This window comes from Rubrivivax gelatinosus (genome assembly GCF_004340905.1).
Taxonomy (GTDB): Bacteria; Pseudomonadota; Gammaproteobacteria; order Burkholderiales; family Burkholderiaceae_C; genus Rubrivivax; species Rubrivivax gelatinosus.
In genome coordinates this window covers 150488-172134 of the sequence record NZ_SLXD01000008.1, presented here as the reverse complement: position 1 = coordinate 172134, position 21647 = coordinate 150488, and the positions used below count along the sequence as shown (strand labels likewise).

20 protein-coding genes are annotated in these 21647 nt (G+C 71.3%); 6 read left to right on the top strand and 14 right to left on the bottom strand.

Annotation, left to right across the window (positions count from 1 at the left end):
* Positions 1-334: 334 nt before the first annotated feature.
* From EV684_RS13870 to EV684_RS13855, 4 genes are all read right to left on the bottom strand, one after another.
* Positions 335-1660 carry a class I adenylate-forming enzyme family protein gene (locus EV684_RS13870; RefSeq protein WP_132647875.1) on the bottom strand — a complete coding sequence of 442 codons (1326 nt, stop codon included), beginning with the start codon at positions 1658-1660 and terminating at the stop codon, positions 335-337.
* Positions 1657-2499: a 1,4-dihydroxy-2-naphthoyl-CoA synthase gene (gene menB, locus EV684_RS13865; protein WP_132647874.1), complete on the bottom strand. Its 843-nt coding sequence runs from the start codon at positions 2497-2499 to the stop codon at positions 1657-1659. The genes EV684_RS13870 and menB overlap by 4 nt, the downstream gene beginning before the upstream one ends.
* An 87-nt stretch (positions 2500-2586) precedes the next feature.
* Positions 2587-3819, bottom strand: coding sequence for a Fic family protein (locus EV684_RS13860; protein WP_132647873.1), 1233 nt, complete (start codon positions 3817-3819; stop codon positions 2587-2589).
* Positions 3820-3927: 108 nt separating this feature from the next.
* Complete coding sequence (locus EV684_RS13855; protein WP_132647872.1) at positions 3928-4818, bottom strand: universal stress protein; 891 nt, start codon at positions 4816-4818, stop codon at positions 3928-3930.
* A gap of 221 nt (positions 4819-5039) precedes the next feature.
* Here EV684_RS13855 and EV684_RS13850 point away from each other — a divergent pair, with 221 nt between their 5' ends.
* Genes EV684_RS13850 through mnhG form a run of 6 tightly spaced genes read left to right on the top strand, consistent with a single transcriptional unit; the run spans position 5040 to position 11055 of the window.
* Positions 5040-7937: a monovalent cation/H+ antiporter subunit A gene (locus EV684_RS13850; protein ID WP_132647871.1), complete on the top strand. Its 2898-nt coding sequence runs from the start codon at positions 5040-5042 to the stop codon at positions 7935-7937.
* Positions 7937-8278: a Na+/H+ antiporter subunit C gene (locus EV684_RS13845; RefSeq protein ID WP_132647870.1), complete on the top strand. Its 342-nt coding sequence runs from the start codon at positions 7937-7939 to the stop codon at positions 8276-8278. Before EV684_RS13850 ends, EV684_RS13845 begins: the two co-directional genes overlap by 1 nt.
* Positions 8278-9924, top strand: a complete 1647-nt coding sequence (locus tag EV684_RS13840) for a monovalent cation/H+ antiporter subunit D (protein WP_132647869.1) — start codon at positions 8278-8280, stop codon at positions 9922-9924. The genes EV684_RS13845 and EV684_RS13840 overlap by 1 nt, the downstream gene beginning before the upstream one ends.
* Positions 9921-10409: a Na+/H+ antiporter subunit E gene (locus EV684_RS13835; RefSeq protein ID WP_132647868.1), complete on the top strand. Its 489-nt coding sequence runs from the start codon at positions 9921-9923 to the stop codon at positions 10407-10409. Before EV684_RS13840 ends, EV684_RS13835 begins: the two co-directional genes overlap by 4 nt.
* Positions 10406-10684, top strand: coding sequence for a K+/H+ antiporter subunit F (locus EV684_RS13830; RefSeq protein WP_132647867.1), 279 nt, complete (start codon positions 10406-10408; stop codon positions 10682-10684). The genes EV684_RS13835 and EV684_RS13830 overlap by 4 nt, the downstream gene beginning before the upstream one ends.
* Positions 10681-11055, top strand: a complete 375-nt coding sequence (gene mnhG, locus EV684_RS13825) for a monovalent cation/H(+) antiporter subunit G (RefSeq protein ID WP_132647866.1) — start codon at positions 10681-10683, stop codon at positions 11053-11055. Before EV684_RS13830 ends, mnhG begins: the two co-directional genes overlap by 4 nt.
* Positions 11056-11248: 193 nt before the next feature.
* Here mnhG and minE read toward each other — a convergent pair whose 3' ends face one another.
* The 10 genes from minE to EV684_RS13775 all read right to left on the bottom strand — a co-directional run bounded on the left by minE (position 11249) and on the right by EV684_RS13775 (position 21636).
* On the bottom strand, positions 11249-11509 hold the full coding sequence (gene minE, locus EV684_RS13820) for a cell division topological specificity factor MinE (protein WP_132647865.1): 261 nt from the start codon (positions 11507-11509) through the stop codon (positions 11249-11251).
* A gap of 5 nt (positions 11510-11514) precedes the next feature.
* A complete protein-coding gene (gene minD, locus EV684_RS13815) occupies positions 11515-12327 on the bottom strand; it encodes a septum site-determining protein MinD (protein WP_132647864.1) in 813 nt (270 codons plus the stop codon).
* Positions 12328-12370: 43 nt separating this feature from the next.
* The gene (gene minC / locus EV684_RS13810) at positions 12371-13141 is read right to left on the bottom strand and encodes a septum site-determining protein MinC (RefSeq protein ID WP_132647863.1); all 771 of its coding nucleotides are present in this window, start codon (positions 13139-13141) and stop codon (positions 12371-12373) included.
* A 212-nt stretch (positions 13142-13353) separates the two neighbouring features.
* Positions 13354-14022, bottom strand: a complete 669-nt coding sequence (locus tag EV684_RS13805; protein ID WP_132647862.1) for a TetR/AcrR family transcriptional regulator — start codon at positions 14020-14022, stop codon at positions 13354-13356.
* Between the two features lie 101 nt (positions 14023-14123).
* Positions 14124-15188 (bottom strand): protein-glutamate methylesterase/protein-glutamine glutaminase, encoded by a 1065-nt coding sequence (locus tag EV684_RS13800; RefSeq protein WP_132647861.1) that lies wholly within the window; start codon positions 15186-15188, stop codon positions 14124-14126.
* Positions 15189-15201: 13 nt separating this feature from the next.
* Positions 15202-16008 (bottom strand): CheR family methyltransferase, encoded by an 807-nt coding sequence (locus EV684_RS13795; protein WP_132647860.1) that lies wholly within the window; start codon positions 16006-16008, stop codon positions 15202-15204.
* Between the two features lie 4 nt (positions 16009-16012).
* Positions 16013-17245, bottom strand: coding sequence for an EAL domain-containing response regulator (locus EV684_RS13790; RefSeq protein WP_132647859.1), 1233 nt, complete (start codon positions 17243-17245; stop codon positions 16013-16015).
* Between the two features lie 19 nt (positions 17246-17264).
* Positions 17265-17795 carry a chemotaxis protein CheW gene (locus tag EV684_RS13785; RefSeq protein ID WP_207184612.1) on the bottom strand — a complete coding sequence of 177 codons (531 nt, stop codon included), beginning with the start codon at positions 17793-17795 and terminating at the stop codon, positions 17265-17267.
* A 10-nt stretch (positions 17796-17805) separates the two neighbouring features.
* The gene (locus tag EV684_RS13780; protein ID WP_132647858.1) at positions 17806-19461 is read right to left on the bottom strand and encodes a methyl-accepting chemotaxis protein; all 1656 of its coding nucleotides are present in this window, start codon (positions 19459-19461) and stop codon (positions 17806-17808) included.
* 30 nt (positions 19462-19491) lie between these two features.
* Positions 19492-21636, bottom strand: a complete 2145-nt coding sequence (locus EV684_RS13775; RefSeq protein ID WP_132647962.1) for a chemotaxis protein CheA — start codon at positions 21634-21636, stop codon at positions 19492-19494.
* Between the last annotated feature and the right edge of the window lie 11 nt (positions 21637-21647).

Genomic DNA, 21647 nt, shown 5'->3' with positions numbered 1-21647 from the left:
GCGTAGAGTCACCGCATGTTCACCGTCGTCGAGACGCCGCCGCTCCAGAAGCAGTGGCCCGTGTACTGGATGGAGGCTGAACGCAGTGAGTTCGCGTCCCCAAAGCCGGCGCCGAGGTGCTGCTGACGCTCTACGCCAAAGCCAAGACCGACAAGCTCTCCGCCGCCGTACTCAAGGAGATCCGCCGTGCCCTCGAAGACCAAGCCGTTGTCCCCGAAAGAACTCGCCGGCTACGAAGCCGGCCGCGACCTCGGCGCGGATCTGCTGCAGTCGATCAGCGAAATGAAGGCCGGCAAGCTGAGCGTGGTGCACAGCCCGGCCGCCGAAGCGCGCATCAAGCCTTCACCCCCCGCAACTCCCCCACCCTCGCCCCCAGCGCCCCCCGATCCGGCTTGCCCGCCGCCGTGACCGGCAGCGCATCGACCCAGACCACCGCCCGTGGCCGCTTGTGGCGTGCCAGGTGCGTGGCCAGGTGGTCGACGATCGTCGCGTCGGGCGGCGGCGTGCCGTCGGCCACCAGCGCGGCGGCGACGGTCTGGCCCCAGGTTTCGTCGGCCACGCCGAAGACCGCAGCGGCGGCGATGCCGGGCAGCGCTTCCAGCACACGCTCCACCTCGGCCGGGTAGACGTTCTCGCCGCCGGTGACGATCAGGTCGTGGCGGCGGCCGAAGAGTTCGACATGGCCGTCGGCGTGGATGCGGCCGTGGTCGCCGGTGTCGAACCAGGCCTCGGGGTCCAGCGCCGGCTCGCCCAGGTAGCCGTGCATGCGCATCGCGCCGCGCACCTGCAGGCGCTCGCCGTCGGCGCGCAGTTCGGCGCCGGGCAGCACGGTGCCGCAGCCCCAGGGTTCGGCGTCGAAACGCGCCTCGTACGGCGTGGCGACGATCTGCGAGCAGGTCTCGGTGCAGCCGTAGGTCACGACGACCGGCAGCCGCGCCGCACGCGCCCGGGCGAAGAGCCGCGGCGACGCCGCCGAGCCGCCCAGCAGCAAGGTGCGGAAATACGACGGCGCCACCCAGCCCGGGTGCGCGTCCAGCGTCAGCGCCAGCATCGTCGGCACCAGCGACGCCAGCGTGATGCGCTCGTGTTCGATCAAGCCCGGCAGCCGCGCGGCGTCGAAACGCGGCGCCAGCACCAGCGTCGCGCGGGCCGCCATGCAGCGCGTCAGGATCGACAGCCCGCCGACCCGCGCCAGCGGCATCGCCAGCAGCCAGCGGTCACCGGCCTGCCACCCGACGTTGGCGGCGTGCGCGGCGGCCGACGCGCGGAAGGCGGCGCGTGTCAGCACCGCGCCGCGCGAACGGCCGGTGGTGCCGGAGGTGAAGATCACCGCCGCGGCGTCGGCCGGCAAGGCGCCGGCGGCTTCGCAGGCGGCGATCTCGGCCGCGTGTTCGGCGGCCGTCGCACGCGGGTGCAGCAGCAGCGCCGGCACGCCGGCTTCCAGCAAGGCCAGCAGTTCGACGACGGTGGCCAGCGCGTTGTGGCCGACCACCGGCACCGCGTCGCGCCGGCCACTCAGCGCGGCGACGCGCGGCTCGGCCGCGGCGGCCAGTTCGGCCCAGGTCCAGGTGCGGCCGTCCTCGGCGACGACGGCCGGCGCGGCGCCGGCCTCGCGTGCGGCGGCGCGGATGGACAGCGCGCCGTCGTCGGCGCCGCTCACGGCAGGCGCGGGAACTTGCGGAAGTCCGGCTTGCGCTTTTCCAGGAAGGCGTTCTTGCCTTCCTTGCCTTCTTCGGAGAGGTAGTACAGCAGCGTGGCGTTGCCGGCCAGCTCCTGCAGCCCGGCCTGGCCGTCGCAGTCGGCGTTCAGCGCCGCCTTCAGGCAGCGCAGCGCGATCGGGCTGTTGGCCAGCATCTCGCGGCACCACTGCACGGTCTCTTCTTCCAGCCGCTCGTAAGGCACGACGCAGTTGACGAGGCCCATGTCCAGCGCCTCTTGCGCGCCGTACTGGCGGCACAGGAACCAGATCTCGCGCGCCTTCTTCTGGCCGACGATGCGCGCCATGTAGCTGGCGCCGTAGCCGCCGTCGAAGCTGCCGACACGCGGGCCGGTCTGGCCGAAACGTGCGTTGTCGGCGGCGATCGTCAGGTCGCAGATCATGTGCAGCACGTGGCCGCCGCCGATCGCGTAGCCGGCGACCATCGCGACGACGGGCTTGGGCAGGGTGCGGATCTGGCGCTGCAGGTCCAGCACGTTCAGGCGCGGCACGCCGTCGCCGCCGACGTAACCGCCGTGGCCGCGCACACGCTGGTCGCCGCCCGAGCAGAAAGCGTCCTTGCCGGCGCCGGTGAGGATGATGACGCCGACGTTCTCGTCGTCGCGTGCATCGGCGAAGGCGCGTTCCATCTCCTGCACCGTCTCCGGGCGGAAGGCATTGCGCACCTCGGGGCGGTTGATCGTGATCTTGGCGATGCCCTCGTCGCACTTCTCGTAGACGATGTCGCCATAGCCGGCAACGGCGGTCCAGGCGGGGATGGGCGGCAGTTCGGTCGTGCTCATGCGCTCTCGGAGTCGGACGAAAACGCCGACTCTAGCTTGAGCAAGGTCATGCGCGCCCCGGGTTGGCGCAAACCGGAAGCAACCCGCTCAGACCTCGGCTTCGGCTTCCGGCCAGAGGTTCGGGAAGTAGAAACGCAGCGCGTGCTGCGGGACGGCGAAGCGCAGCTTGCCGTACGGCGTATCGGAGCGCAGGAAGCCGCGAGCGATCAAGGACGACACGAGCCCGGTCGCCAGCCGATCGCCCAGACCCGTCATCGCCTTGAAGTCGGCACGCGCCAGTTCGGTCTGGGTGGCGAACAGGTAATGCAGAGGCCGCAGCGCCTCGCGCCGCACACCGGACTGGCGCGCCGACTGCTCGAAGCTCAGCGCGGCGTCGATGCGGCCCTGGATGTCGGCGACGTCCAGCATCTGGCGCATGAAACGCGCCTGGTCCAGGCAGGTCTCCAGCGCGTAGCCAATCCAGTCGACGAAGCCGGCTTCGGTGAGGTTGCCGCGCCCATCCAGGTCACCTTGGCGGTGCTCGTCGGCGGCCTGCAGCAGTTGTTTGTAGCGGACCTGGCTGCGTGCAAAGCCGCGCAGCGGCGACCACAAGCCGTGTGTCAGCCCGGCGGCGTGCAGCACCAGATGGGTGTGCAGACGGCAGACGCGGCCGTTGCCGTCGGCGAACGGGTGGACCCAGGCCAGACGGTGATGCGAGGCCATGGCGGCGACGACGCTGGCTTCGCCGCGGCGCACGCTGCCGTAGAGCTGCGCCCAGCGGCTCACGAAGGCGTCCAGCGCGGTGTGCAGCGGCGCTTCGTGCCGTCCCACGGTGACCTGGCGTTCGCGGAAGCGGCCGGGGACCAGCAGCGAGCCGTCGGCCAGCCGCAGGTCTTGTTCGCCCAGCCCGGAGAACAGGCTCTCGTGCAGCCACTGAACACACTCGGCCGAATACAGCCAGCGAGGAACGGCGTCACGGTTTTCGGCCAGCATGCCGTCGAGCCGCTCTTCGCACTGCTGCTCGGTCTCGATGTGGGCCACGGCCAGGCGCTGGCGGCGCGCGGTGTCGGCGTCGCCGGCGTAGTCCTGTTGCAGCGCACGCTCGATGTCCGACGGGCGGGTGTGCTCGCCTTCGATGCGGTTCGTGTAGTACGAATTCATGCTGCGCAGCAGCGCCCGCAGTTCGCTGCGCGCCGCTGGCGCTGCAGCAGCACCAAGGGAGGCGGACTCGCGTACCAGATCCCCCGCCAGCTCGAGCAGCGGCTCCAGCTTCAAAGCCCCCGGCATCAGCGGCTCGAAGTGCTGCGGCGCCTCGTAGCAGGCGATCTTCTGCGACTTCATCTGCGAGATTCTAGGCGATCCATTTCACCTATGAATATCGCAAGTTGTCGCGGATTATTTTGCGAGATTTGGCGTGAACATCTGGACAACGCAGCCCGGCCACCACGTTCAATCGCGCACCGTCGACACCAGCACGTCCGCACTGCCTTCGGCCAGCACGTGCCGCGTCGTGCTGCCCAGCAGCAGGTCGACGCTGGCCGAACGGCCGTGTTTGCCGAGCACGACGAGGTCGCAGCCCAGCTCGGCCTCCTGCTCGACGATGCGCAGCGAGGCGTCGCCTTCCAGCACCCGCGGCGTCCACTGCGCGGCGCGCAGTCCGCAGTCCTCGGCCAGCGCGTGCACGCGGCGCGTGGCCTCCTGCCGCGCCGCCTCGCGGTAACGCTCGACGGTGGCGTCGTCGACGCCGGCATAACGCAGCTTCTCGCCGAACGGCACCTCGAACGCCGCCATCAGCACCAGCTGCGCATGCGGCGCGACGCGGTGCGCCAGCGCCACGGCCGCCTTGGACCAGGGCGAGAAGTCGACCGCGACGAGCACACGCCGGTAGGGCTCGTGCGGCGCCTGGCGCACGACGAGCAGCGGCTTGGCGCTGCGCCGCATCAGCCGCTCGGCGGTGCTGCCCAGCACCAGGCGGCGCAGGAAGCCGCTGCCGCGTGCGCCCAGCACCAGCAGGCTGGCGTCGCGCGCCTCGGCCTCGCGCAGGATCTCGTCGAGCACCGGGCCGCTGCGGCACACCACGGCCGGCTCGACGTGGCGGCGAGCCTTCAGATCGGCCGCCTGGATGGCCAGCGCGGCGCGCGCCTCGTCGTGCATCGCCCGCTCGGGCGCGGTGTCGCTGCCCAGCCAGGCCCGCAAGGCCTCCAGCGTGTCGCCGGGCAGCACGTGCACCAGGGCCAGCGGCGCGCCGTTCTCGTGCGCCAGCCGCGCGGCACGTTCGGCGGCCTGGCGGGCCTGCGGCGAGAAGTCGGTGGCGGCAATCACGGGGGCGGTCGGGTGCATGCGCTCGTCCTCGGTGGCGCCCCGCTCCACGCGACGGGGCCGGCTTCATTCTGCGAAACCAGGCCCTGGGTCCCGGGCCGATGGGGGTTTGCATCTGCGCTCCGTCAAGGCCCAACGGCATTCATGTGGAGTCGCGGAACTTCTCGCAAGTCCTTGAATCCGGGCCGTTTTCCGGCGTCGACCGCAGATCGCGGGCACTTCGCCCCTAGACTCGGGCCCCGATGTCCCTGCTGATCCTGCTCGTATTGCCGTTCCTCGGCAGCGCGGTGGCCGCGCTGTTGCCGACGAACGCGCGCAACCTCGACTCGCTCTGGGCGGCGCTGGTCGCGCTGGCGGTCGCGCTGCCGCTGGCGCTGCTGTACCCCGAAGTCGCCGCCGGCGGCGTGGTCGTCGAACGCCTGGCCTGGCTGCCCAGCCTGGGGCTGGACATCGTCGTGCGCCTGGACGGCTTCGCCTGGATGTTCGCGATGCTGGTCGCGGGCATGGGGCTGCTGGTCATCCTCTACGCGCGCTACTACCTGTCGCCCGAGGACCCGGCGGCGCGCTTTTATTCGCTGCTGCTGGGTTTCATGGGCGCGATGCTGGGCGTCGTGGTCTCGGGCAACCTGCTGCAGATGGTGGTGTTCTGGGAGCTGACCAGCGTCTTCTCCTTCCTGCTGATCGGCTACTGGACCCACCGCCGCGACGCGCGCCGCGGCGCACGCATGGCCTTCACCGTCACCGCCACCGGCGGCCTGGCGCTGCTGGCCGGCGTGCTGCTGCTGGGCCACGTGGTCGGCAGCTACGAGCTCGACGCGGTGCTGGCCGCCGGCGACACGGTGCGCGGTCACGCGCTGTACCCGTGGATCCTCGTGCTGGTGCTGGCCGGCGCGCTGACCAAGAGCGCGCAGTTCCCGTTCCACTTCTGGCTGCCGCACGCGATGGCGGCGCCGACGCCGGTGTCGGCCTATCTGCACTCGGCGACGATGGTCAAGGCCGGTGTCTTCCTGCTGGCGCGGCTGTGGCCGGTGCTGTCGGGCACCGAGCCCTGGTTCTGGATCGTCGGCGGCGCCGGTCTGGCGACGCTGCTGCTGGGCGCCTGGGCGGCGATGTTCCAGAACGACCTGAAGGCGCTGCTGGCCTATTCGACCATCAGCCACCTCGGGCTGGTGACGCTGCTGCTCGGGCTGGACAGCCCGGTGGCCGCGGTCGCGGCGGTGTTCCACATGATGAACCACGCGACCTTCAAGGCCTCGCTGTTCATGTCGGTGGGCATCATCGACCACGAGACCGGCACGCGCGACATGCGCCGCCTCGACGGCCTGTACCGCTGCATGCCGATCACCGGCACGCTGGCCATCGTCGCCTGCGCGGCGATGGCCGGGGTGCCGCTGCTCAACGGCTTCCTGTCCAAGGAGATGTTCTTCGCCGAGACGGTGCACGCCGGCGCCAACCCGGCGGTGCGCTACGGGCTGCCGGTGGCGGCGACGCTGGCCGGCATCTTCGCGGTCGTCTATTCGCTGCGTTTCGGCCACGACGTGTTCTTCGGCCCCGAACCACGCGACCTGCCGCGCGAGCCGCACGAGCCGGTGCGCTGGATGCGCGTGCCGGTGGAGCTGCTGGTCTTCGCCTGCATCGCGGTGGGCACGCTGCCGGCGATCGTCATCGGGCCGCTGCTGGAGACGGCCGCGCGGCCGGTGGTCGGCGGCACGCTGCCCGACTACAGCCTGGCGATCTGGCACGGCCTGAACACGCCGCTGATCATGAGCGCGGTGGCGCTGGCCGGCGGGCTGATCATTTATCTGTCCTACGCCGAGGCCTTCAAGCGCCGGCCGCGGCGCGGCGCGCCGCTGGTCGGGCGCTACGACGGCCGCGTCGTCTTCGAGCGCACGCTGGCCTGGGTGACGGCCCTGTCGCGCCGCGTGCTGCGCGTGGCCGGCACGCAGCGGCTGCAGCCGCAGCTGCTGGCGATGGTGGCCGCCGCCGGGCTCACCGGGCTGGCTTCGGCGCTGGTCGTGCCGCTGGAATGGGGCGACCGCGCGCGCATCCCGGCGGCACCGGGCTTCGTGCTGCTGTGGACCGTCGGCGGCGCCTGCGCCATCGGCGCGGCCTTCCAGGCCAAGTACCACCGGCTGGCGGCGCTGACGATGCTCGGCGTGGTCGGCCTGGCGCTGTGCATCACCTTCGCCTGGTTCTCGGCACCCGACCTGGCGCTGACGCAGCTGGCCGTGGAGGTGGTCACCGTCGTGCTGTTCCTGCTCGGCCTGCGCTGGCTGCCCAAGCGGCTGGAAGCCGACGGGCCCGACATCGGCCGCCGCGCACGCTGGCGCCGCCGGCGCGACTTCTTCATCGCGCTGGCCATCGGCACCGGGCTGGCGGCGCTGTCCTTCGCGCTGCTGACGCGCCACGCGCCGCTCAGCATCTCGCCGTACTACCTCGAGAACGCCCAGCCGCTGGGCGGCGGCACCAACGTCGTCAACGTGATGCTGGTCGACTTCCGCGCCTTCGACACGCTGGGCGAGATCACGGTGCTGGGCATCGTCGGCATCACGGTCTACGCGCTGCTGCGGCGGTTCCGCCCGCCGCGCGAGGTGATCCACCGGCCGACGCAGCAGCAGCTGGTCGCACCCGACGGCCCCAGCGACCTGGCCGAGGACGCCGACGGCGGCGGCACCGCGCAGCGCTACCTGGAAGTGCCGGCGGTGCTGGTGCGGCTGCTGCTGCCGGTGGCCGGCGTCTTCGCGGCCCACCTGTTCCTGCGCGGCCACGACGAGCCGGGCGGCGGTTTCGTCGCCGGGCTGGTGGTGTCGATCGCCTTCATCGCCCAGTACATGGTCTCGGGCACACGCTGGGTGGAGGAGCGCATGGCGCTCAAGCCGCCGCGCTGGATCGCCGTCGGCCTGCTCGTCGCGCTGGCCACCGGGCTGGGATCGTGGTGGTTCGGCTACCCGTTCCTGACAACGCACACCGCGCACCTGACGCTGCCGTGGATCGGCACGCTGCACCTGCCGAGCGCGGCGCTGTTCGACCTCGGCGTGTTCGCCGTCGTCGTCGGCTCGACGCTGCTGCTGCTGACGGCCATCGCCCACCAGTCGCTGCGCGCCCAGCGCCGCCCCGGCATGCCGAGGGAGGAGGCCTGATGGAAGTCGTGGTCTCGATCGCCATCGGCGTGCTCGGCGGGGCCGGCGTGTGGCTGCTGCTGCGGCCGCGGACCTTCCAGGTGCTGATCGGCCTGTCGCTGCTGTCGTATGCCGTGAACCTGTTCATCTTCAGCGTCGGCAGCCTGGCCGTGGACCGCGAGCCCATCGTCGCGCCCGGCGTCACGCCCGACCTGCTGAACTACACCGACCCGCTGCCGCAGGCGCTGGTGCTGACGGCCATCGTCATCGGCTTCGCGACGACGGCGCTGTTCCTCGTCGTGCTGCTGGCGCTGCGCGGGCTGTCCGGTGGTGACCACGTCGACGGCCAAGAGGAGCGCTGATGAACGCCGCCGACCTGATCGTCGCCCCGGTGCTGCTGCCGCTGGCCACCGCCGCCGGCATGCTGCTGCTGGGCGAGCAGCGCCGCGGCATCAAGTCCGTGCTCAACACGCTGTCCACCGCCGCCGGCCTGGCGATCGCGATCGTGCTGCTGCAGCACGTGCACGCCCAGGACGCGCCCTCGGCCTACGCCGTCTACCTGCCGGGCAACTGGCCGGTGCCCTACGGCATCGTGCTCGTGGCCGACCGGCTGTCGGCGCTGATGATGGTGCTGGCCGGCAGCGTGGCGCTGGCCGCGCTGCTGTTCTCGCTGGCGCGCTGGCACCGCGCCGGGGTGTATTTCCACGTGCTCTTCCAGCTGCAGCTGATGGGGCTGTACGGCGCCTTCCTGACGGCCGACCTGTTCAACCTCTTCGTCTTCTTCGAGGTGCTGCTGGCGGCCAGCTACGCGCTGCTGCTGCACGGCGGCGGCCCCGAACGCGTGCGCGCCGGGCTGCACTACATCGCGATCAACCTGTTCGCCTCGCTGCTGTTCCTGATCGGCGTGGCCGTGCTCTACGGCGTGACCGGCACGCTGAACATGGCCGACATCGCGCGCAAGCTGGCGCTGGTGCCCGACTCCGACCGCGGCCTGCTGCTGGCCGGCGCGTCGATCCTCGGCGTGGCCTTCCTGGCCAAGGCGGCGCTGTGGCCGCTGAACTTCTGGCTGCCCCCGGCCTATGCCGCGGCCGGCGCGCCGTCGGCGGCGGTGTTCGCGATCCTCACCAAGGTCGGCGTCTACGGCGTGCTGCGGCTGTGGACGCTGTGTTTCCCCGCCAGCGCCGGCGCCTCGGCGTTCTATGGCGCCGAGCTGCTGGCCTGGGGCGGCATCGCGACGCTGGCCTACGGCTCGGTGGGCATGCTGGCGTCGCAGCAGCCGGGGCGGCTGGCCGGCTACAGCATCATCGCCTCGTCGGGCACGCTGATCGCGGCGATCGGTCTGCACGAGACGGTGCTCGCCGGCGGCGCGCTGTACTACCTCGCCAGCTCGACGCTGGCCGGCGCGGCGATGTTCCTGCTCGTCGAGCTGCTCGAACGTTCACGCGAGGTCGAGACCGCACCGCCGCAGGCCGACTCGGGCGACGAGGCGCTGCCCGATTTCGTCGACACCGCGCCGCCGGCCATCGTCAACCTCGACGACGACGAGCAGGTGCTGATCGGCCGCGCGATCCCGGCAGCGCTGGCTTTCATCGGCGTGGCTTTCGGCATCTGCGGGCTGGCGCTGTCGGGGCTGCCGCCGCTGTCGGGCTTCGTCGGCAAGCTGGCCATGCTCTCGGCGCTGCTGCCGCGCCAGGACCTCGCGGCCTGGGTTTTCTTCGCCACGCTGATCCTCTCCGGGCTGATGGCCGCGACGGCGCTGGTGCGCATCGGCATCCGCCACTTCTGGACCTCGGGCGACCGGCCGGCGCCGACGCTGCGCCTGGTCGAGGGCCTGCCGGTGGCCGCGTTGCTGGCCGCGCTGGGCACGCTGGTCGTGCTCGGCGAGCCGATGCTCGAGTACACCCGGGCGACCAGCCAGGCGCTGCAGTCGCCCGCGCTCTACATCGACGCCGTGCTGCGCGCCACGCCGCTGCCGGCGCCGCTGCCGACGCCGGAGGCCGCACGATGAAACGCCTGCTGCCCGCCCCGCTGCTGTCGCTGGGGCTGTTCGTCATGTGGCTGCTGCTGCGGCCTTCGCTGGCGCCCGGTTCGCTGCTGCTGGGCGCGCTGCTGGCGCTGGTGATGCCGCTGCTGATGGCGCCGCTGCGCCCGCCCGCCGGGCCGATACGCCGGCCGCTGGTGGTGCTGCGCCTGGTGGCCATCGTCGCCGTGGACGTCGTGAACTCGGCGCTGGACGTGGCACGCGGCGTGGTCCGCGCGCGCCGCCAGCCGCCGCGCGGCAGCTTCGTCGTCGTGCCGCTGGAGCTGCGCGACGTGCACGGCCTGGCGGCGCTGGCGATGATCACCACCGTCGTGCCGGGAACGATCTGGTGCGAACTGGCGCCCGACCGCAGCGCGCTGCGCCTGCACGTGTTCGACCTGGTGGGCGAAGCCGAGTTCGTGGCGTACTTCAAGCAGCGCTACGAACAGCCGTTGAAGGAGATTTTCGGATGACGCCGCTGCTCGTGTGGTCGGTGGCCGCGACGCTGGCGCTGTACGCGCTGGCGATGGCACTCGGGCTGGCGCGCCTGTTGCGCGGCCCGAGCGCGCAGGACCGCGTGCTCGCGCTGGACTTCATCTACGTCGTCGGCATGCTGATGATGCTGACGCTGGCCGTGCGCTACGACAGCCGCATGTACTTCGAGGGCGCGCTGCTGATGGTGCTCTTCGGCTTCGTCGGCTCGGTGGCGCTGGCCAAGTTCCTGCTGCGCGGCGAGGCCATCGAATGAACATCGTCTGGACCGAACTGCTGGTCGCCGTGCTGCTGCTGGCCAGCGGCGGCGTGGTGCTGACCGCGGCGCTGGGGCTGTGGCGGCTGCCCGACTTCTTCGCCCGCATGCACGCGCCGGCGCTGGCCTCGACCCTGGCAGCCTGGCTGGTGGCCGCGGCGACGATCCTGCACTTCAGCACCCGCGAGGGCGAGCTGTCGCTGCACGTCTGGCTGGCGGTGGCGCTGCTGTCGATCACCGCGCCGGTGACGACCATCGTGCTGGCGCGCGCGGCGCTGTTCCGCCGCCGCCACGCCGGCGACGAGTTGCCCCCGCCGCTGGCCGGCGAACTGCCGCGCCAGGCGCGCGACCTCGACGCGGCCGACGACTAGGAGGCGGCACATGGCGGTGCTCTGCGCGGCCCCAAAGGGCAGAACCGCTCGTCGGACTGACTGGAGCCTCCCTCGGGGAGGGAGGCTGGAGGGTGCCGTCGAACGAGCTGGAGCACCCACCCGGAGGGGGCTCGGGGGAGCTGTGCGTCATGCCCCAGGCTGGGAGGCGGCGCGGCTTCTGCCGCGCAGACTCCTAGCGGATGTCGTCCGGCAGCTCGATCTTCACTTCCAGGATCTCGAAGTTGTCCTGGCGTTCGACGCTGACCTTCACGTCCTCGGGCGCGATCTTCACGTACTTGGCGATCACCGCCATCAGCTCCTGCTGCATCTGCGGCAGGTAGTCCGCGCGCGTGCCGCGGCCCGAGCGTTCGTGGGCGAGGATGATCTGCAGCCGCTCCTTGGCGACCGTCGCCGTCTGCTTCTTCTCCCCGAGGAAGAACGAGAGGAAGGACATCGCGCTCACCTCCCGAAAAGACGCTTGAAGAAGCCGGGCTTCTGGAAGTCGGTGAAACGCATCGGGCGTTCCTCGCCGAGGAAACGTGCGACCACGTCCTTGTAGGCCTCGGCGACGTCGGTGTCCTTCAGGTGGATCGCCGGCAGGCCCTGGTTGCTGGCGTCGAGCACGGCCTGGCTCTCGGGCACCACCCCGATCAGCGGGATGCGCAGGATCTCCTGCACGTCGGCCAGCGACAGCATCTGGCCGCCTTCGACACGCTCGGGGTCGTAGCGCGTGATCAGCAGGTGCTCCTTGACGGGCTCCTTGCCGTCGATGGCGCGGCGCGTCTTGGACGACAGCATGCCCAGGATGCGGTCGCTGTCGCGCACCGACGAGACCTCGGGGTTGGTGACGACCAGCGCCTCGTCGGCGAAGTGCATCGCCATCAGCGCGCCGGTCTCGATGCCGGCCGGGGAGTCGCAGACGACGTAGTCGAAGCCCATCTCGGCGAGCTCGGCGAGCACGCGCTCGACGCCGTCCTGCACCAGCGCGTCCTTGTCGCGCGTCTGGCTGGCGGCGAGCACGAACAGGTTCTCGCAGTTCTTGTCCTTGATGAGCGCCTGCTGCAGCTTGGCCTCGCCGTGGATCACGTTGATCAGGTCGTAGACCACGCGGCGTTCGCAGCCCATGATCAGGTCGAGGTTGCGCAGGCCGACGTCGAAGTCGATCACCGCGGTCTTGTGGCCGCGCAGCGCGAGGCCCGAGGCGAAGCTGGCGCTGGTCGTGGTCTTGCCCACGCCGCCCTTGCCGGACGTGACGACAATGATTCTGGTCATCGCTGGGGGGTTCCTCTGGGGTGGCGGGCGCTCGCGCGCCCTCTCAATTCACGGCCAGCGGCTCGACGACGAGCCGCTCGCCTTCCAATCTCACCTGCGCCGGCTTGCCGACGATGTCGTCGGCCAGCGGCGTCTCGGTCGTGCGGTACATGCCGGCCACCGAGACGAGCTGCGGCTCCATGCAGGTGCTGAAGATGCGGGCGTTGACGTCGCCGCGCGCGCCGGCGATGGCGCGGCCGCGCAGCGGCGCGTAGACGTGGATGCTGCCATCGGCGATGACCTCGGCGCCGAAGCTGACGACCGACAGCACGACCAGGTCGCCACCGCGCGCGTAGACGCGCTGGCCCGAACGCAGCGGCTTGTCGACGATGAGCGTCGTCGCGGCTGCCGCCGCGGCCGGGACCTCGACCTCGCGGATCACCTCGACCTCGCGCACGACTTCCCGCACGACCTCGCGCACCTCGGGCTCCGGGCGCGGCTCGGCGCGCGTCTCGGGCTCGGTCGCCGGCGGCAGGCCGGCTTCGCGCGCCGCGGCCATCTGCGCCTCGCTGCCGCCCTGCACCGCCACCGCACGCATGCGGTGGCGCGTCAGGTGCTGCAGCAGCGCTGCGAAGTCGGGCACCGCCTCGCCGTCGCGCAGCGGGCTCAGGTCCAGCACCAGCGGCTCGTCGTCGAACAGCCCGGGGCTGTCGGCGAAACGTTCGTCCAGCGCGGCGCCCAGCGCGGCGGCGTCGGCGACGTGCAGGCGCAGCGCGGTGAGCCACCAGGCGGTGCTCTTCAGGTCGAACAGGGGGGAAGCCGGCGAAACAGACATGGACACGGGGACGGACGACGACGCGGCAGGCGCGCTGCCGGACGACGCGCAAGGGGGAAACCGCGCCAAAGTCTACTATGGGGCCCGCCCCCGGCCCGGTGCCGGCCGGTAACGAGGCGGCCGCCCCCCGAAAACGCCGGCGCGGGGTCCCGAGCGGGAACACCTCCACGGACTGGCCGACCTGGCAGGAACCGGGCGGTCAGCCAAGACGATCAGCTTTGCTTGCGCTTTCGGGTGGCCGCCGGCACACCGCCATGCCGGACGACGCCTTCGACGATGTCGTCGATGACCCACGCGCGCAAGCGGGCCGGGTCAGCGATCGGGTAGCGCCGCAGCACCAGCATGGTGTGCAGATAGCCCACGGCCTTGGTGAAGATCTGCTCGCCCAGCGTCAGCACGGCAGCGTCGTGCGGCTTGGCGCCGATCACCGCGGCGACACGTTGGCGTCCCAGTTCCACCATCTCGTAGTAGACGGGATAGGCGCGCTGCGTCTCAGGCGTCGACTCGATGCTCAGCGCCGGGTTGTAGACGGTGCGGTAGAGGTCCGGGTTCTGCTCCCAGTAGCGAATAAAGGTCTCGACGTGGGCGCGCAGTACCTCGCGCGGCGAGGCCTCCGGCGCCGGGGCCGTCAGCAGGTCTTGATGGAGTTCGCCGACGCACTCGCTCCAGACGGCCCTCAGCAGTTCGGTGCGGCTCTCGAAGTAGGTGTAGAAGGCCATCTGCGAGACGCCCAGCGGCTCGGTCACGGCACGGATCGTCACCGCCTCGGAGCCCGCGCTGCGCATCAAGGCCTGGGCCTGCTCGACGAGCGCCTGGCGGAACGATGCCCGTGCCGCGGCACTGCGGCGGCGCTTGGGCGCCGGTGACTTTCTGGGGGCCATGATGCGCTCCGGTGTATGACGGACCGGCCGCCAGAAGGAGCGACGAGTCTAGGCAATGCCGTCACATTCCGTCATCACGGCGCGCTTCGGCTTACGGGGCATCAAGCCTGGGTGACGATCTCGCGGGCAATTTGATCCAGTCCAATGGAACGCTCGACAGCTCCACGTCTAACCGCTTCCTTCGGCATTCCATAGACAACGCAGCTCGATTCGTCCTGCGCGAGCGTGTGTGCCCCGGCCTGGCGCATCTCCAGCAGGCCGGCGGCGCCGTCGTCGCCCATGCCGGTCATGATGATGCCGGTGGCGTTGGCGCCGGCCGCGCGGGCCACCGAACGGAACAGCACGTCCACCGAGGGCCGGTGGCGGTTGACCGGCGGGCCGTCGACCACGTCGACGTGGTAGTAGGCGCCGCTGCGGCGCAGCACGAGGTGTCGGCCTCCCGGCGCGATCAGCACCCGGCCCGGGATCACGCGGTCCTGGTGGCGCGCCTCGCGCACCTCGACCTTGCAGATCTTGTCCAGGCGCTCGGCGAAGGCGGCGGTGAAACGTTCGGGCATGTGCTGCACGAGCACGATGCCCGGGCAGACCCGCGGCAGCGCCGTCAGCACCTGCTCCAGCGCCTGCGTGCCGCCGGTGGAGGTGCCCAGCGCGACGATGCGTTCGGTGGTCTGCGACATCGCGCGCGTGCCGCCGGGCGGCAGCACCGCGTCGGCGCTCAGCTTGGCGGCCACCGGCGGCGGCTCGGCCGCCGCACGGCGCGGCAACACGCGCGCGTGCGAGGCGCCGCGCACCGTCGCCGTGAGTTCGGCCGCCGCCTCGCCGAGGAACTGCTTGAGCCCCAGCCGGGGCTTGGTGACGATGGCCACGGCGCCGGCGGCCATCGCCTCCATCGTCGTGCGTGCGCCCTTCTCGGTCAGCGTCGAGCAGATGACCACCGGCGTCGGCCGCTCGTGCATCAGCTTGCGCAGGAAGGTCAGCCCGTCCATGCGCGGCATCTCGACGTCGAGCACGATGACGTCGGGCCAGGCGCGCTGCATGCGCTCCATCGCGATCAGCGGGTCCGAAGCCGTCGTGACCTCGAAGTCAGGCACCTCGCCGAGCAACGCGCCCAGCACCTGACGCACGACGGCGGAGTCATCGACGACGAGCACGCGGATGGACTTCATTGGCCGCCGCGGCTCAGCGCTTGACGTAGGTGGACGGCGCCACCTGGCGCACCGCGTCGCTGACACCGTGCAGCGTTTCGGAGTGGCCGATCATCAGGTGGCCGCCGGGCTCGAGCTGGCCGAGCACGCGCGCGACGATCTGGGCTTTGGTGTCGGCATCGAAGTAGATCATCACGTTGCGCAGGAAGACGACGTCGAAACGCCCGAGCGCCGGCAGCGGCCGGTTGAGGTTGACCTGGGCGAAACGCACGCGCTCGCGCAGCGCGCGGCTGACGAGCAGCGTGCCTTCGGCCTTGCCGGTGCCGCGCAGGCAATGGCGCTTGAGCAACGCAGGCGGGATGCCTTCGGTGCGCTCCAGCGGGTACAGACCGCGACGCGCGCGCTCCAGCACCCGGGAGCTGATGTCGGTGCCCAGCACCTCCCAGGGCGTGCTGCCCATCGCCTCGGCCAGCACCATCGCGATCGTGTAGCACTCCTCGCCGCTGGAGCTGGCGGCGCTCCAGACGCGCAGCGGCCGGGCGGCGGCCGCCGCCTCGCCCGCCAGGCGGCCAAGCAGCTCGAAGTGGCGCGGCTCGCGAAAGAAGTAGGTCTCGTTGGTCGTCAGCAGGTCGATCGCGGTCTGCACCTCGGCCGGCTGCTCGCCGCTGGCCAGCAGCCGGTAGTACTCGTCGTAGCTGCCCAGCGCGTGCTCGCGCAGCCGGCGCGACAGGCGGCCGCTGACCAGCGCCTTCTTCGCCGGCGACAGGCGGATGCCGGCGGCCTCGTGGATGAAGCGCTGGAAACGTTCGAACTCGCGTTCGGTGATGGCGGGGTCGTGCATCGGATCAGAGGGCGCCGGGGGACGCCGGGGAACGCAGCTCTGCGAGCCGCGTCTGGTGGAGCTTGAGCCAGGACTGCAGGCTGTCGCCGGCCATCGGCCGGGCGATCAGGTAGCCCTGGGCGACATCGCAGCCCAGCTGCTGCAGCAGGCGCCAGTCGCCGATGCGCTCGACGCCTTCGGCAACGCAGAGAAGGCCGAAGCGGCGCGCGGTCTCCAGCGCCGACTCCAGCAGCATGCGCTGGGCATGGCGCACCGCGGCGCCGTGCACGAACTGGCGGTCGACCTTCAGTTCGCTGAACGGAATGCGCGCGAGCTGGCTCATCGACGCGTAGCCGGTGCCGTAGTCGTCGATCGACAGGCCGAAGCCCTTGAGCCGCAGCCGCGTCAGCACGCCGATGCCGCCGTCGTAGGCGGCGACGACCGAGCCTTCGGTGAGCTCGAGCACGACCTGCGAAGGCTCCAGCCCGTGGTCGCGCACGCGCGCGAGCAGCTCGCCGACGAGGTCGGGCACGGTCAGCAGGCGCGGCGACAGGTTCAGCGCCAGCGACAGCCGCAGCCCGCGCGAGCACCAGTGCGCCAGCGCGGCGAGCGCCGTCTCGATGACGGCGAAGCTCAGCTCGCGGATCAGCCCGCTGGCCTCGGCGAGTTCGACGAAGCGGCCGGCCGGCACGTCGCCGGCCTGGGCGTGGTGCCAGCGCGCCAGCGCCTCGACGCCGCGCAGCAACCCGGTGCGCAGGCAGACCTTGGGCTGGTAGTGCACCGCGATCTCGCCTTGCGCGATCGCGCGCGCGAGGTCATCGGCCGGCGGCAGCTCCGCCGGCGCGCTGCGGCGAGGCGGCACGCTGGCGGTGCGGCTCAGCGCCTCGGCCAGCACGTCCAGCGCCAGCGGCTTGTGCAGCGCGGCCAACACCGGCATGCCCATCTCGCGCGCCAGCGCCTCGACGGTGTGGATCAGCGCCCCGTCGTGCGCCGAGACGACGACCAGCGGCAGCAGCAGCCCGCGGCGCTGCATCGCCTCGATCAGCTCGACGCCGTCCATGCCCGGCATCTCCAGGTCGACGACGACGGCCTGCGGCGGCGGGTGCGCGGCGAGGATCTCCAGCGCCGCTTCGCCGCCGTCGGCCTCGTCGACGCGGGCGATGCCGAGCTCGCGGCAGACGTCGGCGATGTGCCGGCGCTGGACCTCGCTGTCATCGACGACGAGGATCGAGGCGACCACGTCGCGCAGCGTCGGCATGGTGTCGGCGCCCTGCGGGTCAGGACAGCGCGGCCGGGGTCTCGGCCACCGCGCCGACCGCCAGCACGCGCGCGACGTCCAGCAGGATGACGAAACGCCCGCGCACCTTGCCCATGCCGGCGATGAACTCGGCGGCCACGCGCGCGCCGAAGCTCGGCGGCGGCTCGATGTCCTCGTGCGGGATCTCCAGCACCTCGCTGACGGCGTCGACGACGACGCCCACCGTCTGCGCGTCGTCGCCGTCGGCGATCTCGACGATGACGATGCAGGTGCGCCGGCCCACCGTCGCCGGCGCACGGCCCAGGCGCAGCTGCAGGTCCATCACCGGCACGACCGCGCCGCGCAGGTTGATGACACCCAGCACCGCCGCCGGCATCGCCGGCACCTCGGTCGGGCGGCGGTACTCGATGATCTCCTTGATCGTGCGGATCGTGATCGCGAACAGCTCGCCGCCGAGCTGGAAGGTCAGCACCAGGCTGGGCTCGGACGCCGCCTGGACCGGCGGGGCGCGGCGCACGGCGGCGCTGGCCGGGTTGGCAAGAGCAGTCATCGCCGCCCCCTCAGAACTGCACGTACTGCGATTCGTCGACCGACTCGGCCGGCGCCCGGCCGGCCGGCGCCGCGGCACGGCGGATCACGCCGGCCGCCTTGCGCTTGTGGCCGTCGCCGGCAGGACGCGCCCGCGGCGCGGCCGCCGCCGTGCCCGGCAGCTTGAAGAAGGACATCGCCTGCTGCAGCTGCTCGGCCTGGCTGCTCATCTCCTCGGCCGTGGCGGCCAGTTCCTCGGAGCTGGAGGCGTTCTGCTGCGTCGTCTGGCTGAGCTGCGTCACCGCGGCGTTGATCTGGCCGACGCCGGTGGACTGCTCCTGCGACGCGGCGGCGATCTCCTGCACCAGGTCGGAGGTCTTCTGGATGTTGGGCACGATCTGGTCGAGCAGGTGGCCGGCGCGTTCGGCCAGCTCGACGCTGGAGCCGGCGACGTCGCCGATCTCCTGCGCCGCGACCTGGCTGCGCTCGGCCAGCTTGCGCACCTCGGCAGCGACGACGGCGAAGCCCTTGCCGTGCTCGCCGGCACGCGCGGCCTCGATCGCGGCGTTGAGCGCCAGCAGGTTGGTCTGGTAGGCGATGTCGTCGATGATCGAGATCTTCTGCGCGATCTGCTTCATCGCCGAGACCGTGGACTTGACCGCCTCGCCGCCTTCCTGGGCCTCGGTGGCGGCCTTGGTCGCCATGCCGTCGGTGACCTTGGCGTTCTCGGTGTTCTGCGAGATCGACGCCGTCATCTGCTCCATCGACGCGCTGGTCTCCTCGACGCCGGCGGCCTGCTCGCTGGAGGCCTGCGACAGCGACTGGGCGGTGGCGCTGACTTCCTCGGACGCACCGGCCAGGGCTTCGGCGCTCTGGTTGACCTCGGTCACCACCTGCGACAGGCGGCCGACCATGGTCTTCACCGCGGCCAGGATGCTGGTGCTGTCGCCCTCGCGAACCCGGATGTCGGACGTCAGGTCGCCTTGCGCGACGCTGTTGGCGATGTCGACGACGTAGGCCGGTTCACCGCCGACCTGGCGGGTGATCGAACGCGTGATGACGAACGCCATGATCAGGGCCACCAGCGTGCAGCCGCCGATGATGCCGATGGTCCAGGCACGCGCAGCGGCGTAGGTCTCCGCTGCCATCTCGACGGCGTGTTCGGCCCCCGCGGCATTCATCTCGGCCAGCTTGTCGCTGAGCGTACGCATCGTGTTGTAGGCCGTGCGGCTGCCGCCGCCGAGCACCTCGCGCGCCTCGGCGTCCGCGTTCTTCAACGCGAGACCGGCGAACCTGGCGTGCTCGACGGCATAGGTCTCGAGTGCGGCCGCGAACGCTTCGTGCCCTCGCTGCTCCTCGGGAGAGTTGACCAGCTTTCCATAGTCGACCCAGGTCTTCTTCAGGCGATCGAGAGTCTCGACGAACTCCTTCTCGCGGCCGTCCATCTCCTGCGGTTCGTCGGCCAGCAAGAGCTGGTTCTCCAGCACGCGGGCGCGGTTGAGCAGCGACTTCGACGTGATGACGGCCTGCACGCTCGGCAGCCAGTTCTCGCCGACCTCCACCGTCGAGCCGTTGACCGAGGCCAGGCGGGAGACGGAAAAGACACCCAGCGCCGCCATCAGCAGCAGCAGGACGACGAACGAGCCGAACAGCTTCGTTGCCAGCTTCATGTTCTTGAACACGGTCATTCCTCTCGATGAAAAGTTGACCGATGACGGTCAGGCGGTCTCGACGCGCCGTTGGCGATCGGACTCGGTGGGTTTCGTACGGGCGGGGTTGCACGCCAGCGCGAGCTTCGCGATGGCGAGCACGTCGAGGATCAAGGCCACGTCGCCGGAGCCCAGCAGCGCAGAGCCGCTGATGCCGTGCACGTCCTTGAACATGCGCGAAAGGGGCCGGATGACGGTCTGGCTCTCGCCGAGCAGCGCGTCGACGACGAGGCCGCAGCGCGCGGCGCCGCACTGCACGACGACGATGTTCTGGCGCACCGGCGGCGTCCCGCCGAGGCCGAAGAGGTCGCGCAAGCGCACCAGCGGCAGCACGCCGCCACGCAGGTCGGTGTAGTCGTGGCCGTCGGCGCAGCTGTAGGCCACGCATTCGTCGACCATCTCCATCGGCACGACGAACATCGAGCGGCCGACGCCGACCTGGAAGCCGTTGATGATGGCCAGCGTCAGCGGCAGGCGCACCGTCACCGTCGTGCCCTCGCCGGGCCGGCTGGCCAGCGCGACGCTGCCGCGCAGCGCGGTGATGTTCTGCTTGACGACGTCCATGCCGACGCCGCGGCCCGACAGGTTGGTCACCTGCTCGGCGGTCGAGAAGCCGGCCTCGAAGATCAGTTGGTCGATCTCGTGGTCGGCCAGGTCCTGCTCGGCGCCGACCAGGCCACGCTCGCGCGCCTTGGCCAGGATGCGCTCGCGGTTCAGGCCGCCGCCGTCGTCGCTGACCTCGATGACGATGGCCCCCGAGTCGTGGAAGGCGTTGAGGCTCAGCACGCCGCGTGCCGGCTTGCCGCGTGCGGCGCGCTGCTCGGGCGAGTCGATGCCGTGGTCGATGGCGTTGCGCACCAGGTGCATCAGCGGGTCGCCGAGCTTCTCGACGACGGTCTTGTCGAGCTCGGTGTCCTCGCCGCTGACACGCAGCTCGATGTCCTTGCCGAGCTCGGCGGCGACATCGTGCACGACACGCTTGAAACGCGAGAAGGTGGCGCCGATGCGCACCATGCGCAGGTTCAGCGCGCTGTCGCGCACGTCCTGCACCAGCGCGTCCAGCGTCGCGTGGGCCTCCTGCAGCTCGAGGTCACGCACGCGGCGCCCGGCCAGCTGCGCGCCGGCTGCGGCGATGACGAGCTCGCCGACCAGCGTGATCAGCCGGTCGAGCTTGTGGGCGTCGACGCGGATCGTCGAGGCCTCGGTCGAACGCGTCTCGCGCACCAGGCGCTGGCGGTCCAGCGCCGCCTCGACGACCTCGGGCGCGACCTGGCCCTGCTCGGACAGCAGCACGCCCAGGCGCGGTGCCGGGTCGGCCTCGCGCTGGCGGCCCAGCGCCTCCTCCAGCTCGCGCCCGGTGAGGCTGCCGCAGCGCACCAGGATCTCGCCGATGCGCTCGGGCTCCTCGGGCAGCGCGCGGATCAAGTCCACGTACTCGGCGACGCGGCTGCGCGGCGGCACCAGGCGCAGCTCGCAGTCGTCGATGACGAACTCGAACACGCTTTCGATCGTCGCGCGGTCGGCGGCGGTGACGAGCGCGATCTCGAAGCCCAGGCAGCAGCCTTCGGGGTCCAGCGCCTCCAGCGCCGGCACGGCGTCGGGCAGCGTGACGATGCGCTCGATGCGGCCGATCGTCGACAGGTAGCGCACGAAGGCCAGCGGGTCCATGCCGTTGCGCAGCACGTCGGCGCCGAAGCGGATCGACAGATGCCACTGGCCTTCGGCGCCCTGCGAGGTCTCGGCGGCGGCCGGCTCGGGCGCCGCGGCCGGAGTGTCAAGGAAGGCCCGCAGCTGCGTGACCAGCGTCTCTTCGGCGGCACGATGCGCGGACTCGGGTTCTGCACCGGCCTCCAGCGCGTCGACCCAGGCGCCGACGTGGTCGCAGCAACGCAGCAGCAGCGGCAGCAGCGGGCCGTGGATCGCCACGGCGCCGGCGCGCACCTCGTCGAGCACGCTTTCCAGCACGTGCGTGAAGCGCACCACGCCGTCCAGCCCGAACAGGCCGGCCGAGCCCTTGATGGTGTGCGCGGCGCGGAAGATCGCGTTGACGTCGAGCTCCGCCGTCGGGCTCTCGTCGGCCCCGAGCAGCGCAGCTTCCATGTCGGCGAGCAGTTCGCGCGCCTCGCTGAAGAAGGTCTTCAGCGCGTCGTCCATGTCCACGGTGG

What these genes read in the sequence shown, in the direction of transcription:
- mnhG (WP_132647866.1), top strand. Translation starts at nt 10,681, where the DNA reads ATGAACATCGTCTGGACCGAACTGCTGGTCGCCGTGCTGCTGCTGGCC.
- menB (WP_132647874.1), bottom strand. Translation starts at nt 2,499, where the DNA reads ATGAGCACGACCGAACTGCCGCCCATCCCCGCCTGGACCGCCGTTGCC.
- EV684_RS13805 (WP_132647862.1), bottom strand. Translation starts at nt 14,022, where the DNA reads ATGGCCCCCAGAAAGTCACCGGCGCCCAAGCGCCGCCGCAGTGCCGCG.
- EV684_RS13840 (WP_132647869.1), top strand. Translation starts at nt 8,278, where the DNA reads ATGAACGCCGCCGACCTGATCGTCGCCCCGGTGCTGCTGCCGCTGGCC.
- minD (WP_132647864.1), bottom strand. Translation starts at nt 12,327, where the DNA reads ATGACCAGAATCATTGTCGTCACGTCCGGCAAGGGCGGCGTGGGCAAG.
- EV684_RS13835 (WP_132647868.1), top strand. Translation starts at nt 9,921, where the DNA reads ATGAAACGCCTGCTGCCCGCCCCGCTGCTGTCGCTGGGGCTGTTCGTC.
- minE (WP_132647865.1), bottom strand. Translation starts at nt 11,509, where the DNA reads ATGTCCTTCCTCTCGTTCTTCCTCGGGGAGAAGAAGCAGACGGCGACG.
- minC (WP_132647863.1), bottom strand. Translation starts at nt 13,141, where the DNA reads ATGTCTGTTTCGCCGGCTTCCCCCCTGTTCGACCTGAAGAGCACCGCC.
- EV684_RS13855 (WP_132647872.1), bottom strand. Translation starts at nt 4,818, where the DNA reads ATGCACCCGACCGCCCCCGTGATTGCCGCCACCGACTTCTCGCCGCAG.
- EV684_RS13795 (WP_132647860.1), bottom strand. Translation starts at nt 16,008, where the DNA reads ATGCACGACCCCGCCATCACCGAACGCGAGTTCGAACGTTTCCAGCGC.
- EV684_RS13790 (WP_132647859.1), bottom strand. Translation starts at nt 17,245, where the DNA reads ATGCCGACGCTGCGCGACGTGGTCGCCTCGATCCTCGTCGTCGATGAC.
- EV684_RS13845 (WP_132647870.1), top strand. Translation starts at nt 7,937, where the DNA reads ATGGAAGTCGTGGTCTCGATCGCCATCGGCGTGCTCGGCGGGGCCGGC.
- EV684_RS13850 (WP_132647871.1), top strand. Translation starts at nt 5,040, where the DNA reads ATGTCCCTGCTGATCCTGCTCGTATTGCCGTTCCTCGGCAGCGCGGTG.
- EV684_RS13780 (WP_132647858.1), bottom strand. Translation starts at nt 19,461, where the DNA reads ATGACCGTGTTCAAGAACATGAAGCTGGCAACGAAGCTGTTCGGCTCG.
- EV684_RS13830 (WP_132647867.1), top strand. Translation starts at nt 10,406, where the DNA reads ATGACGCCGCTGCTCGTGTGGTCGGTGGCCGCGACGCTGGCGCTGTAC.
- EV684_RS13775 (WP_132647962.1), bottom strand. Translation starts at nt 21,636, where the DNA reads ATGGACGACGCGCTGAAGACCTTCTTCAGCGAGGCGCGCGAACTGCTC.
- EV684_RS13785 (WP_207184612.1), bottom strand. Translation starts at nt 17,795, where the DNA reads ATGACTGCTCTTGCCAACCCGGCCAGCGCCGCCGTGCGCCGCGCCCCG.
- EV684_RS13860 (WP_132647873.1), bottom strand. Translation starts at nt 3,819, where the DNA reads ATGAAGTCGCAGAAGATCGCCTGCTACGAGGCGCCGCAGCACTTCGAG.
- EV684_RS13800 (WP_132647861.1), bottom strand. Translation starts at nt 15,188, where the DNA reads ATGAAGTCCATCCGCGTGCTCGTCGTCGATGACTCCGCCGTCGTGCGT.